This window comes from Citrobacter sp. Cpo030 (assembly GCF_030333005.1).
GTDB lineage: Bacteria > Pseudomonadota > Gammaproteobacteria > Enterobacterales > Enterobacteriaceae > Citrobacter > Citrobacter portucalensis.
In genome coordinates, this window is the sequence record NZ_JAOWGT010000072.1 from 222,721 (window position 1) to 239,006 (window position 16,286).

The window sequence follows — 16,286 nt, forward strand, 5'->3', positions numbered from 1 at the left end:
GAGTACATGTCGCGAAAATTTGTACTTTCTTCTGTGGAATAAAACCGAAAATTATTTTTCCAGATAGCATAAACGCTTACCGGCAAGATGATTAAACAACGCTCAGTTCGCCACGTCTGTCACTTGATCACTGTCCTCATTAAAACTACTGTATATAAATACAGTTGCATGAGAGGCAGATTATTATGTTGTTTTTCCAGCCAGTAGAACATCGCGAAATCAAACAATTCCCGCTATTTAGCGATCTCGTGCCCTGCGGTTTTCCTTCTCCGGCGCAGGATTACGTTGAGAAACGTATCGATCTTAACGACCTGTTGGTGCAGCATCCCAGCGCAACCTATTTTGTTAAATCGTCTGGCGACTCCATGATGGGGGCAGGGATCGGTGCTGGCGACTTGCTGGTAGTCGACAGTGCCAGAAAAGCGGCCCACGGAGACATTGTGATTGCTGCTATTGAAGGCGAATTCACCGTTAAGCGCCTGCAATTGCATCCGGTGGTGATGCTGAAGCCAGAGAACAGCGCCTACGCGCCGATCATGATCGGCAGCGAGGACACGCTGGATATATTTGGCGTGGTGACATTTATCATCAAAGCCGCGGGCTGATTATGTTTGCGCTGGTGGATGTTAATTCGTTTTATGCCAGTTGTGAATCGGCATTCCGACCGGACCTGAAAGGTAAACCCGTTGTTGTTCTTTCAAATAACGATGGCTGTGTCATTGCCAGCAGCGCGGAAGCGAAGGCGCTTGGCGTCAATATGGGCGCGCCATACTTCAAACAGAAAGATCTGTTCAGGCGCAGCGGCGTGTTCTGCTTTAGTTCGAACTACGAGCTGTATGCGGATATGAGCAGCAGGGTGATGTCGATTCTGGAGGAGCTGTCTCCACGCGTGGAAATATACAGTATCGATGAAGCCTTTTGTGATTTAACCGGCGTGCGAAACTGCAGGGATCTTACGGATTTTGGTCGGGAAATCAGAGAAACCATTTTACAGAAAACACATCTTAAGGTTGGGGTCGGTATCGCCCAGACCAAAACCCTGGCCAAGCTGGCGAACCATGCGGCCAAAAAGTGGCAGGAACAGACTGGCGGGGTGGTTGATCTCTCGAATATTGAGCGCCAGCGTAAGCTGATGGCTGCGCTTCCGGTTGATGAAGTCTGGGGTATCGGACGCCGTATCAGTAAAAAACTGGATGCTATGGGCATTAAAACGGTCTGCGACCTGGCGGATACCGATATTCGCTTTATCCGCAAACATTTCAATGTGGTGCTTGAGCGCACTGTGCGGGAGTTGCGCGGTGAACCTTGCCTGGCGCTGGAGGAGTTTGCGCCAGTTAAGCAGGAGATCATTTGTTCAAGATCGTTTGGTGAAAAACTTACGGATTACAATGCGATGAGAGAGGCTATTTGTACCTATGCTGCACGTGCTGCGGAAAAATTACGCAGAGAGCACCAGTTCTGCCGGTTTATCTCTACGTTTATCAAAACCAGCCCATTTTCCCTGAATGAGCCGTATTATGGTAACAGCGCATCGATAAAACTGCTGACACCAACCCAGGATAGTCGGGAAATTATAAGGGCGGCCACACGTAGCCTGGACGCAATATGGCGGGAGGGGCTGCGTTATCAAAAAGCAGGGGTCATGCTGGGCGATTTTTTTAGTTCTGGCGTTGCGCAGTTGAATCTGTTTGATGACAACGCCCCACGGCATAACAGCGATAAGCTGATGGCCGTTCTGGATACACTCAATGCTGAAAAGGGTAAAGGAACACTCTATTTTGCCGGACAAGGTATACAACAACCGTGGGCAATGAAGCGAGATATGCTTTCACCGCGTTATACAACGAGATATAGCGATTTACTGCGGGTGGGATAGCCATTGTTATCGTAAATAAGCGTCCAGAGCGATTCTAAAACTGTCCAGAAATAAATAAAAAAACGATTATCAGCCTTCATTAAAAATCTTATTGTAGCGCCGACTAACAGATAACTAACTGACAAACGGCAAGTCTATAATAGGAAATTTATGAAAAAGACGCTTATTACACTCATTATTGCAAATGCGCTGACCGCGACTACGGCATTTGCCGCCGCGGATGCGGGAACCTGGTATGCTGGTGGGAAATTTGGTTGGTCGCATTACTTTGATACCAGCGCAAGCCAGCAAACGGGGGCTAATGGTAATAAATATGGTGATGTTGGTTTTGATAGCGATAACGTCGGTGGTGGTGTATTTACAGGCTATCAGATTACTCCATGGCTGGCAGTTGAAGGCGGTTATGACTATTTAGGCAATATGCAATTCAACGGTAAAAATGGCGCATCTGGTTCTCAAATGAAAAGTCAGGGCCTGCAATTATCTTTGAAGGCAAGTTATGGTTTGACTGCTGATTGGGATCTCTACGGTCGTGCAGGGGCAATGGGATATCGCGCGGAGTCAGATATTAAAGGCAATAACCGCTTTGATACCGGTGTGCGTCCGGTTGTGGCTGTCGGTACGGAATATGCCTTTAACAAGAACTGGGCTGGTCGCGTGGAATACCAATGGGTGAGCAACGTGGGTAATGAAAACCAGATTGGCGTATCGAGTGATGTTAGTTCCGTTACCGCTGGGTTGTCATATCGCTTTGGCCAGCATGACGACGCGGAGGTTACGCCTGCTCCGGCAGTTGCCGCCACTCCTGCGCCTGAACCTCAGCGTTTTAACTTAAAATCTGATGTGATGTTTGGTTATGATTCAGCAGCACTAACCCCAGAAGGGAAAGCGGCGATTGCGCAGCTATACCGAAACCCCGGTCTGCAACCGGCAAAAGATAAAGCGACCGTTGTTATTGGCTATAGCGATCGCACCGGAGCCGCAGATTATAACCAGCAACTGTCGGCCCAACGCGCGCAGGCTGTCGCCGATGAATTAGTCGCTTTAGGTATGCCGGCTGCAAACATTACTGCACAAGGATATGGTTCGAGTGATTCTGTCACGGGATCCAGTTGTGATGGGCAGACCGGACAGCAGCTGATTAATTGTCTTGCTCCAGATCGCCATGTCGTTGTTGAGATCACTGATAAGCACTAAACCAGTGTACAAAAAGCCCTCCTCATTATCGAATGGGGAGGGCTTTTTTATTCGCACAGTGAACTATCATTAACTGTGACAATTTAAAGATGTTAGAGCGTAATCATGTTCATAGAATCGTTAGTTTCGAGAGCTAAAGGTAAATTATGGCGTTATTTTCTGCCACGGTTTACTCTGAAAAAACATGTGGATGATCAAGTATATAATTATTATGGTGTTTATTTTTCGGATATTAAACAAGAAAAATATCAGCTTGTGAGTCTAAGAGGCAAAAGTGTTGTGCTTGAAAAATGGCATGCTGAGCAGCACGCCTATGTGGAGAAAATAAACCTTCCACTCAATGATCTTGAAAAGATGAATGTTGAGATTATTCATTGGAGAAAACAAGGGCCATTAAGATTTGATTCAATTTTTCTTTTTGCAATAAGTTATTTTACTCGTATAGCTTATGTGAAAAATATGTTGGCAAGAGCAAAGAGTAGAGTTTTTTCTACCTTCTCCAGTACCAGGGAATTGACCGGACTTGATCGTATAATGTTGTTACAGGTGTTAGTTAATGAATATGTGCATCAATCACCGCAGAAAACGCACACCGGAGTGACGTGTGAAGAGGTGATCGATCTATTGTACGGTACCCTTTGGTATAAACATATCAAGAACGAAGATTTCAGAAGAAAGGTTTTTCTGTTATTACAATCTCTTGTCATTACAGAGGAGATTAAATTTAACGATGAAAAATATTATATTCAGGGCAAGGCTATTTCAACAATTGTTTCATGGGAATCTGAAGATAAACGAGAAAAGCAACAGGTCAGGATCCAAAAAAATATTAGTCGTTTGATGCTTGTGATTACCGCGTCCACATTGATGATCACCCTGGCGATACTGGCTCAGGCAGATCTTATTAATCTACATAATCTTTGGGTGCATCTGACACAGTTAAAACCAATCAGGGTGTTGTTCAAACTAATATAATAAAAATCAATGCGTTAACATAATCAGTAATCATATATTTTACAGCCAAATAACAAATCTGATAGTATACCCCCCTATAGTATCTGGAGGGCGTATGCCGCATTCACCTGAAGACAAGAAACGCATTCTCACCCGTGTACGCCGTATTCGCGGTCAGGTTGATGCGCTTGAGCGCGCACTGGAGTCCGGCGAACCGTGTCTGGCTATCCTGCAGCAAATAGCCGCCGTGCGCGGTGCATCCAATGGCCTGATGGGCGAAATGGTTGAGATCCATCTGAAAGACGAGCTGGTCAGCGGGGAAACTACGCCAGACCAGCGTGCCGTGCGCATGGCTGAAATCGGCCATCTTCTGCGTGCTTATCTAAAATAACACCATCACCTCGCAATAATGGGAAGAGACAAATGAAATCACGTGCAGCAGTTGCATTCGGCCCCGGCCAACCGTTAAAAATTGTCGAAATCGACGTCGCACCGCCAAAGAAAGGCGAAGTGCTGGTTAAAATTACCCATACCGGCGTGTGCCACACCGACGCCTTTACGCTCTCTGGCGATGATCCGGAAGGCGTATTCCCGGCGGTACTTGGGCACGAAGGTGGCGGCATTGTGGTTGAAGTCGGCGAAGGCGTCACCAGCCTGAAACCGGGTGACCATGTGATCCCGCTGTACACCGCAGAGTGCGGCGAGTGTAAGTTCTGTAAATCGGGTAAAACCAACCTGTGCCAGGCCGTACGTGCGACCCAGGGCAAAGGTCTGATGCCGGATGGCACAACGCGCTTCTCGTATAACAGTGAGCCGATTTATCACTATATGGGCACCAGCACCTTCAGCGAATACACCGTTTGCGCGGAGATCTCTCTGGCGAAGGTTAACCCGCAGGCTCCGCTGGACAAAGTGTGTCTGCTAGGTTGTGGCGTGACCACCGGTATTGGAGCAGTCCATAACACCGCAAAAGTGAAAGAAGGCGACACCGTAGCCGTATTCGGTCTGGGCGGTATTGGCCTGGCGGTAATTCAGGGCGCGGTGCAAGCGAAAGCCGGGCGTATTCTGGCCGTTGATACCAATCCGGAAAAATTTAAGCTGGCAGGTGAAATGGGCGCGACCGATTTCATCAACCCGAAGGATTACGACAAACCGATTCAGGATGTGATCGTCGAACTGACTGACGGCGGTGTGGATTTTAGCTTTGAATGTATCGGTAATGTTAACGTGATGCGCGCAGCGCTGGAATGTTGCCATAAAGGATGGGGCGAAAGCATCATCATTGGCGTGGCGGGAGCAGGACAAGAGATCAAAACGCGTCCGTTCCAGTTGGTTACCGGGCGTGTCTGGCGCGGTTCCGCGTTTGGCGGCGTGAAAGGGCGCACTCAGCTTCCTGGCATGGTTGAAGAAGCAATGAGCGGGAAAATTCAGTTGGATCCGTTTATCACCCACCGTTTACCGCTAGAGCAGATTAACGAAGCGTTCGATTTAATGCATCAGGGTAAGTCCATCCGTACCGTTATCCACTTTGGCGATAACTGATTCATTGGCCAGCGGATTTAACCGCTGGCACTTTCCTGAATTTTTTAGAATTATGTTGTGAAAGTGTGACGAATCCGGCGCTTTTCACGGTAAGTAAACTTCCCGGATTGCCGATGACTATCTAACGGGCGTGTTTTCACGCATAAACCCTACAAGAGAGTCGACGGTCATGGACAACACTACATCGATGCAAGCCCAGCATAAACTGGGCTTTCTGCATCAAATCCGGCTGGTTCCGCTGTTTTCCTCCATTCTCGGTGGCATCCTTCTGCTGTTCGCCTTAAGTTCCGGGCTGGCAAGCTATTTTCTTATGCAGGCCGATCGCGATCAGCGCGATGTGACCGATGAGATTCAGGTCAGGATGGGGTTATCTAACAGCTCTAACCACTTACGCACCGCGCGTATCAATATGATCCACGCCGGCGCGGCGAGCCGTATTGCCGAAATGGATGACATGAAGGCCAATATTGCCGAGGCAGAAAAACGGATCAAGCAGTCGCAGGACGGTTTTAACGCTTATATGTCACGCGCGGTAAAAACGTCTGCTGATGAAGCGCTAGATGCTGAACTGAGCGCCAGCTTCAAAGCCTATACCGACGGCTTACAGCCCATGCTGAAGTACGCTAAAAACGGCATGTTTGAAGCGATCATCAACCATGAAAATGAACAGGCCCGACCGCTGGACTCGGCTTACAATAAGGTATTGTTAAAAGCGATCGACATTCGTACCGCAAGGGCGAATCAGTTAAGCGAACAGGCGCATCAGCGTACACAACTAGGCATGGCTTTTATGCTGGGTGCATTCGTTCTTGCGCTGGCGCTGACCGTAATGACGTTCATTGTTCTGCGCCGCACGGTCATTCATCCTCTGTTACGCGCGGCCAAGCGTATTGAGCAAATTTCCGCGGGCGATCTGACGATGCAAGATGAACCGACCGGGCGTAGCGAAATTGGTCGCCTGAGCCGTCACCTACAGGCAATGCAACGATCGTTGGGGAAAACGGTGGGCACGGTACGTCAGGGCGCGGAAGAAATCTACCGCGGTACCAGTGAGATTTCGGCGGGTAATACCGATCTGTCTTCACGTACTGAACAACAGGCTGCGGCGATTGAACAAACGGCAGCCAGCATGGAAGAGCTGACCGCCACGGTGAAGCAAAACGCCGACAACGCGCATCACGCAAGCAAGCTGGCGGAAGATGCGTCCGGCAAGGCCAGTCGGGGCGGTCAGATGGTTTCTGGCGTGGTGAAAACCATGGGCAATATCTCAACGAGCTCGAAGAAAATCTCCGAAATCACAGCCGTGATTAATAGCATTGCTTTCCAGACCAATATCCTGGCGCTGAACGCGGCGGTTGAGGCGGCGCGGGCAGGAGAGCAGGGGCGTGGATTTGCCGTGGTCGCCAGTGAAGTCCGTACGTTGGCAAGCCGCAGCGCTCAGGCGGCAAAAGAGATTGAAGGATTGATCAGCGAATCGGTCCGACTGATTGACCAGGGCTCCGGAGAAGTCGTTGCGGCGGGCAATACGATGACGGATATTGTCGACGCGGTAAAACGCGTGACCGATATCATGCTGGAAATTGCGGCGGCTTCTGATGAGCAGAGCCGGGGTATCGTACAGGTGAGCCAGGCGATATCAGAAATGGATAAGGTTACGCAGCAAAATGCCTCGCTGGTTGAAGAAGCATCGGCTGCGGCGGCATCTCTCGAAGAGCAGGCGGCGCGCTTAACGGAAGCCGTAGGTACATTTCGCTTAACGGGAACGAGTGCAATTAAACGCGCTTTCGTGACCACTACGCCTGACCAATCGCGTCCGCAGACGGCAACGGCCAGTGGCGATAACTGGGAAACGTTTTAACAATAAATTAAGGGACCTGATGGTCCCTTAATTTTGGGTATCAAAACGGTACGGTTTTGCGTATTGCGGCGATAAGGATCTGCGCGGCCTGAGAGAGTTGCACATCGACACGGGTAAGAATACCGATGGGTTCGCCCGCCCCGTGGGTAGGTATCGGCAACGACACCAGCGTCGCTTGGCGTAAATCTTCTCTAACCGCGCCTGAAGGGACAAACCACACATAGTCGTAATCAACCGTCAGCTGGCGGGAAAGCGATGCTGACAGTGTTTCAATGCAGCCTGGCGGCATTTTACAACCCTGACTTTGCAACAATGCTTCTGCGTGCTGGCGAGGTGCGGTTCCTTTTGGCGAAACCACCACCGGCCACTCCATTACCCGACTTAACGTGATGGTTTCCTGCAACAGCGGATGGTTAGGGCGCACGACCAGTTTAAGTGATTCCAGAAACAACAATTCATAATTCAGACCGACCATCAATTCTGGATCGGCCATGCGACCAATGCCAAGGTCGATTTCCCCGGATTTTAAACCTGCCAGAATCATCGGATTGCTCATGGTGGCGACCTGTAGCGTGGTCTCCATTTGCTGCTTGTGGAAAGGACCAATTACCGCAGGCAGAATGCCCAGTGCCGCGGTGGGTAAGGCCCCGATCCGTACTACATCAGTCTGCGACTCTTCGCGCTGATTTAACGCTTGTCCGGCGGTGTTGAGCGCATCCAGCACTCTTACCGCGTGGGTAAGAAACTGTTCTCCGGGCAGCGTTAACTGCGCGCCAAGGCGGCCACGCTCAAAGAGCCGGGTCCCGGTCAGTTGCTCCAGTTCATTTAGCGTTTTGGAGAGAGCCGGTTGGCTCAGGTTAAGGGTCTCAGCCGCGCGCCCCAACGTTCCCTGCTGTGCAACGGCGACAAAAGTATGAAGGTGGCGCAAGCGAATGCGCTGATTGAACAGAACATTTTTTTCCATAAGCGATGTTAAAAACAGAGCCGTATCGGTGACAAGTAAAGTTGTTTGTTTTTGATAACCTGATAGCAAAATATTATTAACATTTATCATGTTTTACTTACAACTGATTTGTTTTGCTTATGTTTTGTACAGCATTGCTGGGGAGTGGGATCATGGAAGGGAGTGTGCCCAGTCGTTATACTTTGGTGATTGTTTACTTTTGAACGATTTCTCTTCACAAGGCACTGATGAATGATACATGTAATAGGGCACCTTAATCCCGATAGTGATGCCATCTGCACCGCCGCAATGACGGCGCGTTGGCTTAGTTTACGTGGCCAGCAGGCGACGGCATGGCGTTTGGGCGAGCCTAACCGCGAAACGCAGTTTATCTTTGAGCATGCGGGGCTGACGATGCCTGAACGGTTGGCGTTTGAACTGACCGATCGTGATGTCTGGCTGGTCGATTTCACCGAGCCTACCCAGGGGCCGGAATCGTTGACCGAAAGTAACGTGGTGGGAATTATCGATCATCACCGACTCGGTGGGTTAGTCACCCGTCTGCCACCGGAAGTGTGGGTGAAGCCCGTCGGCAGTAGCGCAACCCTGCTGTGGCAACTGATGACGGAGGATGAACGCAACCAGTTATCTTCCTCTGAGGCTGTTATACTGCTCGGTGCTGTATTGAGTGACACTGTCACGCTACGTTCACCAACGACCACCTCTGACGATCGTCAGGCGGTTGATGCGCTGGCCCAAAAAACCGGAGTGGATCTTGACGCTTTCAGCCGCGACCTGCTGTCAGCCAAAACAAGCGTGGAAGGGATGAGCGCCCGCGAACTTCTGCAGAAAGACATTAAAACCTTCACCATCCATGGACATTCAGTCTGTGTAGCGCAGCTTGAACTGTATGCGCTGCAACAGGTGGATACGGTGCTGGACGATCTCCGTCAGGAAATGGCGAGCTATGCAGAAGAAAAGAATGCTGCGTTAGTCGTGCTGATGCTCACTGACATCAATCTGGGTGACACCAGCCTGTGGTTTGCTGGATCAGAACTTTCAGACATCCCGCAGCCTTGCGAGGTAGAAGGTATGCTTAGCCGTAAAAAACAGATGCTGCCCTGGCTGGAAAGTCATTTGAAACCACGCCAGTAGGTACTGTTCATCTTTTGTATGGGTGGGAAGTTTACGCGGGGTCACACTTTGTAAATTCTTCCCACCGGAGTCAGCGGCGTTTTCTACACTCCAGGTAATATTCACTGGAGGCATGACATTATGGCGAACACCATCACGGCAGATGAGATTCGGGAACAATTTTCGCAGGCAATGTCAGCAATGTACCAGCAGGAAGTCCCGCAGTACGGCACGTTGCTGGAACTTGTCGCTGATGTGAATCTGGCGGTACTGGAAAATAATCCGACGCTGCATGAAAAACTGGCGAATGCGGATGAACTGGCCCGGCTAAACGTTGAGCGTCATGGCGCCATTCGAGTGGGTACCGCGCAGGAGCTTTCTACGCTGCGCCGGATGTTTGCCGTTATGGGCATGTATCCGGTGAGTTATTACGATCTCTCCCAGGCGGGCGTCCCAGTACATTCCACAGCCTTCCGTCCCATCGACGATGCCTCGCTATCGCGCAACCCGTTTCGGGTATTCACCTCGTTATTACGGCTCGAACTAATCGAAAACGCCGCGCTGCGGCAAAAAGCCGCTGAGATCCTCGCGAAACGCGATATTTTCACCCGCCGTTGCCACGAGCTGCTGGATGAATTTGATGCGCAGGGCAGTTTTACAACTGAACAGGCGCAAGAGTTTGTGCATGAAGCGCTGGAAACATTCCGCTGGCATCAGCACGCCACGGTCGATGAAGAGACCTATCACGCATTACATAACGAACATCGGCTGATTGCTGATGTAGTGTGCTTCCCCGGTTGTCATATCAACCATCTGACACCGCGAACGCTGGATATTGACCGGGTGCAGTCGATGATGCCGGAATGCGGCATTGAGCCCAAAATACTGATTGAAGGGCCGCCGCGCCGCGAGGTGCCCATTTTATTGCGTCAGACCAGTTTCAAAGCGCTGGAAGAACCGGTGTTGTTTGCCGGTGAAATGCGCGGCACTCACACGGCACGTTTTGGTGAAATCGAACAGCGCGGCGTGGCCCTGACGCCGAAAGGCAGAGCGTTGTACGACGAATTGCTGAATAAAGCGGGAACGGGGAAAGACAATCTGACGCATCAGCTACATCTTCAGGAGGTGTTCAAAGCCTTCCCGGACAGCGAATTCCTGCTGCGCCAGCAGGGGCTAGCCTGGTTCCGCTATCGTCTGACGCCATCGGGTGAAGCGCATCGGCAGGCGATTCGCCCGGATGACGATCCGCAGCCGCTTATTGAACGGGGCTGGCTGGTTGCGCAACCTATCACCTACGAAGATTTTTTACCGGTGAGCGCCGCAGGAATTTTCCAGTCCAATTTGGGTAATGAAACACAAGCTCGCAGCCACGGAAATTCCAGCCGCGACGCGTTTGAACAGGCGCTGGGTTGCGCGGTTTATGATGAGTTTGCGCTATATCAGGAGGCTCAAGAGCGAAGTAAACGTCGGTGTGGTTTACTTTAATGGAATTTACATGGGATTCGGCCTGTTCCCATCGACATAAAATATTTTCGATTTTGTACAGATAATCGGCGACCAACAATTGGATTATTAATGAATTTTGTCTAGAGTGAGCGGTCAGAAATGTGCACTCTCTTGCCGCTGATTTTGACCGGCGCGGGACCATTTACACGACCAGAAGGACTCACTTTCAGGCATGAATCGCAGACGATTTATTAAAGGTTCAATGGCAATGGCCGCCGTGTGCGGAACCAGTGGTATTGCATCACTCTTTTCCCGCGCCGCCTTTGCGGCAGAGTCTGACATTGCAGACGGAAAAACCGTACGTTTTGATTTTTCCGTTCTGCAATCGATGGCCCATGACTTAGCACAGAAGCCCTGGGGCGGCGCACCGCGCGCGTTACCGGAAACGCTGGCGAAACTGACGCCGCAGGCCTACAACAGCATTCAATATGACGCAGAGCAGTCTCTGTGGAACAATGTTGAAAATCGTCAGCTTGATGCGCAGTTCTTCCACGTGGGAATGGGCTTCCGTCGTCGTGTACGCATGTTCTCGGTTGATGGTAGTACGCATATGGCGCGTGAAATTCACTTCCGTCCGGAACTGTTTAAATACAACGACGCGGGTGTGGATACCAAACAATTGGAAGGGCAGACGGACCTCGGATTCGCTGGATTCCGCGTGTTTAAAGCGCCAGAACTGGCCCGCCGCGATGTCGTTTCTTTCCTGGGCGCCAGCTATTTCCGCGCCGTGGATGACACCTATCAGTACGGTTTATCGGCCCGTGGTCTGGCGGTAGATACCTACACCGACAGTAAAGAAGAGTTTCCTGATTTCACCTCTTTCTGGTTCGAAACGGTTAAACCGGGCGCAACCTCTTTTACCGTGTATGCGCTTCTCGACAGCCCAAGCGTAACCGGCGCATTCAAGTTCGTGATCCACTGCGAGAAAACGCAGGTGATTATGGATGTACAAAACCACATCTATGCGCGCAAAGACATCAAGCAGCTCGGCATTGCGCCGATGACCAGCATGTTCAGCTGCGGCAACAATGAGCGTCGGATGTGCGACACTATTCACCCGCAAATCCATGACTCAGATCGTCTGGCGATGTGGCGGGGCAATGGCGAGTGGATCTGCCGTCCGCTGAATAACCCGCAAAAGCTGCAGTTCAACGCCTATACCGATAACAACCCGAAAGGGTTTGGCTTGCTGCAACTCGATCGCGACTTCTCCCATTATCAGGACATCATGGGCTGGTATAACAAGCGCCCAAGTCTGTGGGTCGAACCGCGCAACCAGTGGGGCAAGGGGACCATCGGTTTGATGGAGATCCCGACGACCGGCGAAACGCTGGATAACGTTGTCTGCTTCTGGCAGCCGGACAAGAAGATCAAAGCCGGCGATGAGCTGGAATTCAAATATCGCCTGTACTGGAGCGCTCAACCGCCGGTGCGTTCACCGCTGGCTCGCGTGATGGCGACCCGGACAGGCATGGGCGGCTTCCCGGAAGGATGGGCACCGGGCGAGCATTACCCGGAAAAATGGGCGCGTCGTTTTGCCGTTGACTTCGTTGGTGGCGATCTAAAAGCGGCTGCGCCGAAAGGCATTGAACCGGTGATTACGCTCTCCAGCGGTGAAGCGAAACAGATTGAGATCCTCTACGTGGAGCCTATCGACGGTTATCGCATTCAGTTTGACTGGTATCCGACTTCTGACTCAACCGATCCGGTAGATATGCGTATGTTCCTGCGTTGTCAGGGTGACGCCATCAGCGAAACCTGGCTGTATCAGTACTTCCCGCCAGCGCCGGATAAACGTCAGTACGTTGACGACCGCGAGATGCGTTAATCACGCCCTTTACGGCTCTCCTAATGGGGAGCCGTATCTGCATTCATCCTCGTAACGACTCTGTACACTATTTACTCGATCCTGTTCGCATTTTTCTGTATAGCAAATGGGTACTCTGTGGGTGTGTATTTCTTATACACGTTCTTGTCCACTAACAGGGAGAAAGTATGTTTCCAGAATACAGAGACCTTATTTCCCGACTGAAATCCGAGAACCCTCGCTTTCTGTCCTTATTCGAAAAACACAACAGCCTTGATCATGAGATCTCCAGACTGGAAGGTTCGGATGGTCGGGGGTATAGTTTGGACATTGTTCGTCTTAAGAAACAGAAACTCCACCTGAAGGAAGATCTGCTCAAAATATTGCAAAAAGAGAGTGTCAGTGAGAGCTAAGTAGAACGGCGCTTGCTGTGTAAAAGGGCTTCCTGCGAGAAACGGAAGCCCTTCCTGTTTTAGGTGTTAATCGACCATCACGCGTTTGTTCGTCGCCCCCCAGAGGATCGACATTTCAGTGAACAACGCGCCGCTAATTTCTTCGACTTCTTCTGCACTAACCTGCGCATTTCCCTGTTTACCGAACAGCACCACTTCATCACCGGATGCAACCTGCGGCAAATCGGTTACATCGACGATCACGGTATTCATGGATGTTTTACCCAGTACCGGAACCCGCTGGCCGCGGATCAGCACGTGCCCCGCATTACTGAACACACGGCGATAACCATCGGCATAACCTGTCGGGATATTGGCCAGAACGGAATCACGTTTAAGGGTATAGGTTCTGTCATACCCGACGGTGTTTCCTTTGGGGTAATGGTTTACCGACGCGATGGCGGATTTAAACGTCATGACGCGTTTGTATTCGGTGCTGGCGATAGTATCGCCATAGAAAATGCCGCCAACACGCACCATGTCGAGCCAGGATTCCGGCACGGTCAGGGTGGCGAACGTATTCGCGACATGCAGGGTGACATCTTCGCGCTTAAGCCCGGTAATTTTCAGTACCTGGGCCGATTGCGTATTGAAACGGGCCAGATCGCGTTTTACCACAGCCGCATCTTCTTCCGGGAAATGCGACATGATGCCAACAATTTTCAGGCCGGGTAATGCGGAAATGGCGCGGGCTTCTTCCAGACCGGCAGTTGTACTGACTTCCAGACCGTTACGCGACATACCGCCGGAGTTCAGCGCCAGATGGATACGAATGGTTTTACCTTTCTCCTGAGCAATGGCACTCAGACGCTTAGCCATGTCCAGATTACCGATCAGCTCTTCGGTATCGAAATCCGCTGCCTGGCGCATTTCTTTCTCCGTCGCGTTACGCACGCGCATAAGCTGCGATGTAAAGCCTGACTGGCGAACGGTACTAATCTCCTCGTTACTGGCGATGCCAATACATTGCACGCCGTTTTGCATCATCACCGGCGTTACCAGCGAGAGATCGTGGCCATACGCGTCGCCTTTAAGAATGGCGCACATCCGGGTTTTATCTCCCAGCAGTTGCTGAACTTTATGGATGTTATATTCCAGCGCGCTGCGGGAAATTTCCAGCGTGGTATTATCCACAACCTGTTGCTTATTGACCGCAAAGGGAACGGGGCCTGCTTGCGTGGTGGAAACAGGTTGGTGACAGGCGGTAATCAGTAAAAGCGGAATAAGTGCTAAACGACCCAAAGGTGCTGCCATGCTTGCTCCTTAGCAATAGAATGAAAGTGTTATTGTCATCATTACGGTCTATCCATGAGGGGATACCCGGATCACCAGAGTAACGGGTTCCACGCCAGAGATTCTTTCTAAGTGATTGCTGTTACAGCATAAAAATAAGACATCCTCGGTGCTAAACAGAGTAATATCGGCTACTGCCAGTCAGAAATGCCCCGTTTACGATCGCAAAGGAGATAAACATGTCAGAAATAATTATCGTTAGTGACGCGCTGGAACTGCGGGCGGTAGAAGAACAACACGTCACCCCTCTGCATCAGTTGGTGCTTAAAAATAAAACCTGGCTCCAACAGTCACTGAACTGGCCGCAGTTTGTCGAATCTGAGGACGATACGCGCAAAAACGTGCAGGGGAATATGATGTTGCACCAGCGCGGCTACGCCAAAATGTTCCTTATTTTCAAACAAGGGGAGATGGCTGGCGTTATCTCGTTTAACCAGATAGAGCCGCTGAACAAAGCTGCTTATATTGGTTATTGGCTGGATGAAGATCACCAGGGCAAAGGTATTCTGTCTCAGGCGCTACAGGCATTGATTCACCATTATGCGCAGCGTCAGGAGATTCGCCGCTTCGTGATTAAATGTCGTGTAGATAACGTCAGGAGTAATCAGGTGGCGTTGCGCAATGGCTTCCAGCTGGAAGGATGTATGCAACAGGCGGAGTTCCTCAATGGCGATTACTATGATGTGAATCTCTATGCCCGCATCATTGATGGCTCTTCAGAATAAACCGGCGATAGGGGTGCGCGTGATACGTTGTTCGCCGTTGATCACTTTTGGCCCGCGCAGATGGATCGCATCGCCATCAAAGGCTTCAACTTGGGCCTGATCGGTTATCTCAATATGATGCTCGATCAGCACTTCACCCAGAATACAGGCATAGCCTTCAATAAGGATGTGACCGTCAAGCTGTAGCGGTCCGCCACGTAATTGCGCATGCCCCCCAACCAGCACGTGGTGTTTCAGCACGCAGTTACCTTCAACCACCGCGTGTTCCGCCACCTGCGAGCTGTAGCGCAGGGTAGGAATGGCGTCTTCATCCGTTCCGGCGATGACGCGTGCATGCCCATAGACTTTGGCGCAATCGCAGATCCAGACATTATTCTCTTCGTTGCCTTCTATCCGTGCAAAATCAAAAACTTCAGCCCGATGTTCTATAAAGGCATAATTGATCATCGCATCGCCATAGATTTGCGCCTGATGCACCACGCGTGAATTGCTGACTGCCGCCCGCTCGTAAATTTGCAGGAGCTGGTCGCTTTCACGGGTTAACCCTCTGGCTGCAATGATTTCAGAGTCACACACAATGCGTGCATCACCGCAGATGAGGCACTCACCGCGAACAACAGAATTCTGAATGGTGACGTTGTCACGTATTTGCGCGTTATGGCTGATTTCTGCTCGGTCAATCCAGACGGCATCACCAATCTGCGCGCCATCTCTTACCACGCTTGCCTGTGTAATACGGGCGTCTCCGGTTATCGTCGCGCCGGAAAACGCGAGCGCATTCTCATCGTATATCCAGCAATTACCGCTTTGCGACAGAACGCTTTCATCATCAATCCAGCCACCGAGCGTACCGGATCTAACATCATTAAAATCAATGAGTGCGATGATTTGGCGTAGTAATACACTTTTTTTATTGCCATTATCCAGGTAACTAAAGGAGCGAGATTCATCGCTTAGACGGTATTTGGTCATAGCTCATTTCCATGTTGCGCACCTTAG

15 protein-coding genes are annotated in these 16,286 nt (G+C 50.7%); 12 read left to right on the top strand and 3 right to left on the bottom strand.

What is annotated here, in order from left to right:
• Positions 1 to 185: 185 nt before the first annotated feature.
• The 7 genes from OGY37_RS18465 (at position 186) to OGY37_RS18495 (ending at position 7,427) form a co-directional block, all read left to right on the top strand.
• On the top strand, positions 186 to 605 hold the full coding sequence (locus OGY37_RS18465; protein WP_148361930.1) for a translesion error-prone DNA polymerase V autoproteolytic subunit: 420 nt from the start codon (positions 186 to 188) through the stop codon (positions 603 to 605).
• A 2-nt stretch (positions 606 to 607) separates the two neighbouring features.
• Positions 608 to 1,876, top strand: a complete 1,269-nt coding sequence (locus OGY37_RS18470; protein ID WP_148361931.1) for a Y-family DNA polymerase — start codon at positions 608 to 610, stop codon at positions 1,874 to 1,876.
• Positions 1,877 to 2,026: 150 nt separating this feature from the next.
• On the top strand, positions 2,027 to 3,073 hold the full coding sequence (ompA, locus tag OGY37_RS18475) for a porin OmpA (protein WP_286621497.1): 1,047 nt from the start codon (positions 2,027 to 2,029) through the stop codon (positions 3,071 to 3,073).
• A 186-nt stretch (positions 3,074 to 3,259) separates the two neighbouring features.
• Positions 3,260 to 4,048: a hypothetical protein gene (locus tag OGY37_RS18480; RefSeq protein ID WP_286621499.1), complete on the top strand. Its 789-nt coding sequence runs from the start codon at positions 3,260 to 3,262 to the stop codon at positions 4,046 to 4,048.
• A gap of 94 nt (positions 4,049 to 4,142) precedes the next feature.
• Complete coding sequence (locus OGY37_RS18485) at positions 4,143 to 4,418, top strand: metal/formaldehyde-sensitive transcriptional repressor (protein WP_003833178.1); 276 nt, start codon at positions 4,143 to 4,145, stop codon at positions 4,416 to 4,418.
• A gap of 32 nt (positions 4,419 to 4,450) precedes the next feature.
• Complete coding sequence (locus OGY37_RS18490) at positions 4,451 to 5,569, top strand: S-(hydroxymethyl)glutathione dehydrogenase/class III alcohol dehydrogenase (protein ID WP_286621501.1); 1,119 nt, start codon at positions 4,451 to 4,453, stop codon at positions 5,567 to 5,569.
• A 169-nt stretch (positions 5,570 to 5,738) separates the two neighbouring features.
• Positions 5,739 to 7,427, top strand: a complete 1,689-nt coding sequence (locus tag OGY37_RS18495; RefSeq protein ID WP_148361934.1) for a methyl-accepting chemotaxis protein — start codon at positions 5,739 to 5,741, stop codon at positions 7,425 to 7,427.
• A gap of 40 nt (positions 7,428 to 7,467) precedes the next feature.
• On the opposite strand, the gene pcaQ is transcribed toward OGY37_RS18495, so the two are convergent.
• A complete protein-coding gene (gene pcaQ, locus OGY37_RS18500; RefSeq protein WP_003020288.1) occupies positions 7,468 to 8,391 on the bottom strand; it encodes a pca operon transcription factor PcaQ in 924 nt (307 codons plus the stop codon).
• A gap of 231 nt (positions 8,392 to 8,622) precedes the next feature.
• On the opposite strand from pcaQ, the gene OGY37_RS18505 reads away from it, so the two are divergent.
• The 4 genes from OGY37_RS18505 (at position 8,623) to OGY37_RS18520 (ending at position 13,230) form a co-directional block, all read left to right on the top strand.
• Complete coding sequence (locus OGY37_RS18505; RefSeq protein WP_286621507.1) at positions 8,623 to 9,525, top strand: manganese-dependent inorganic pyrophosphatase; 903 nt, start codon at positions 8,623 to 8,625, stop codon at positions 9,523 to 9,525.
• A gap of 120 nt (positions 9,526 to 9,645) precedes the next feature.
• A complete protein-coding gene (gene hglS, locus OGY37_RS18510; protein ID WP_003833171.1) occupies positions 9,646 to 10,989 on the top strand; it encodes a 2-oxoadipate dioxygenase/decarboxylase HglS in 1,344 nt (447 codons plus the stop codon).
• Positions 10,990 to 11,182: 193 nt separating this feature from the next.
• Entirely contained in the window at positions 11,183 to 12,838 is a 1,656-nt protein-coding gene (locus OGY37_RS18515; RefSeq protein ID WP_103015377.1) for a glucan biosynthesis protein D, read from the top strand.
• Between the two features lie 167 nt (positions 12,839 to 13,005).
• Positions 13,006 to 13,230, top strand: coding sequence for an HP1242/YdcH family protein (locus tag OGY37_RS18520; protein WP_003833168.1), 225 nt, complete (start codon positions 13,006 to 13,008; stop codon positions 13,228 to 13,230).
• A gap of 66 nt (positions 13,231 to 13,296) precedes the next feature.
• Here OGY37_RS18520 and alr read toward each other — a convergent pair whose 3' ends face one another.
• Positions 13,297 to 14,523: an alanine racemase gene (gene alr / locus OGY37_RS18525; protein WP_286621509.1), complete on the bottom strand. Its 1,227-nt coding sequence runs from the start codon at positions 14,521 to 14,523 to the stop codon at positions 13,297 to 13,299.
• A 218-nt stretch (positions 14,524 to 14,741) separates the two neighbouring features.
• On the opposite strand from alr, the gene rimL reads away from it, so the two are divergent.
• Entirely contained in the window at positions 14,742 to 15,287 is a 546-nt protein-coding gene (rimL, locus tag OGY37_RS18530) for a 50S ribosomal protein L7/L12-serine acetyltransferase (RefSeq protein ID WP_286621510.1), read from the top strand.
• Here rimL and ydcK read toward each other — a convergent pair.
• Positions 15,279 to 16,259: a YdcK family protein gene (ydcK, locus tag OGY37_RS18535; RefSeq protein WP_218659227.1), complete on the bottom strand. Its 981-nt coding sequence runs from the start codon at positions 16,257 to 16,259 to the stop codon at positions 15,279 to 15,281. The genes rimL and ydcK overlap by 9 nt on opposite strands.
• Between the last annotated feature and the right edge of the window lie 27 nt (positions 16,260 to 16,286).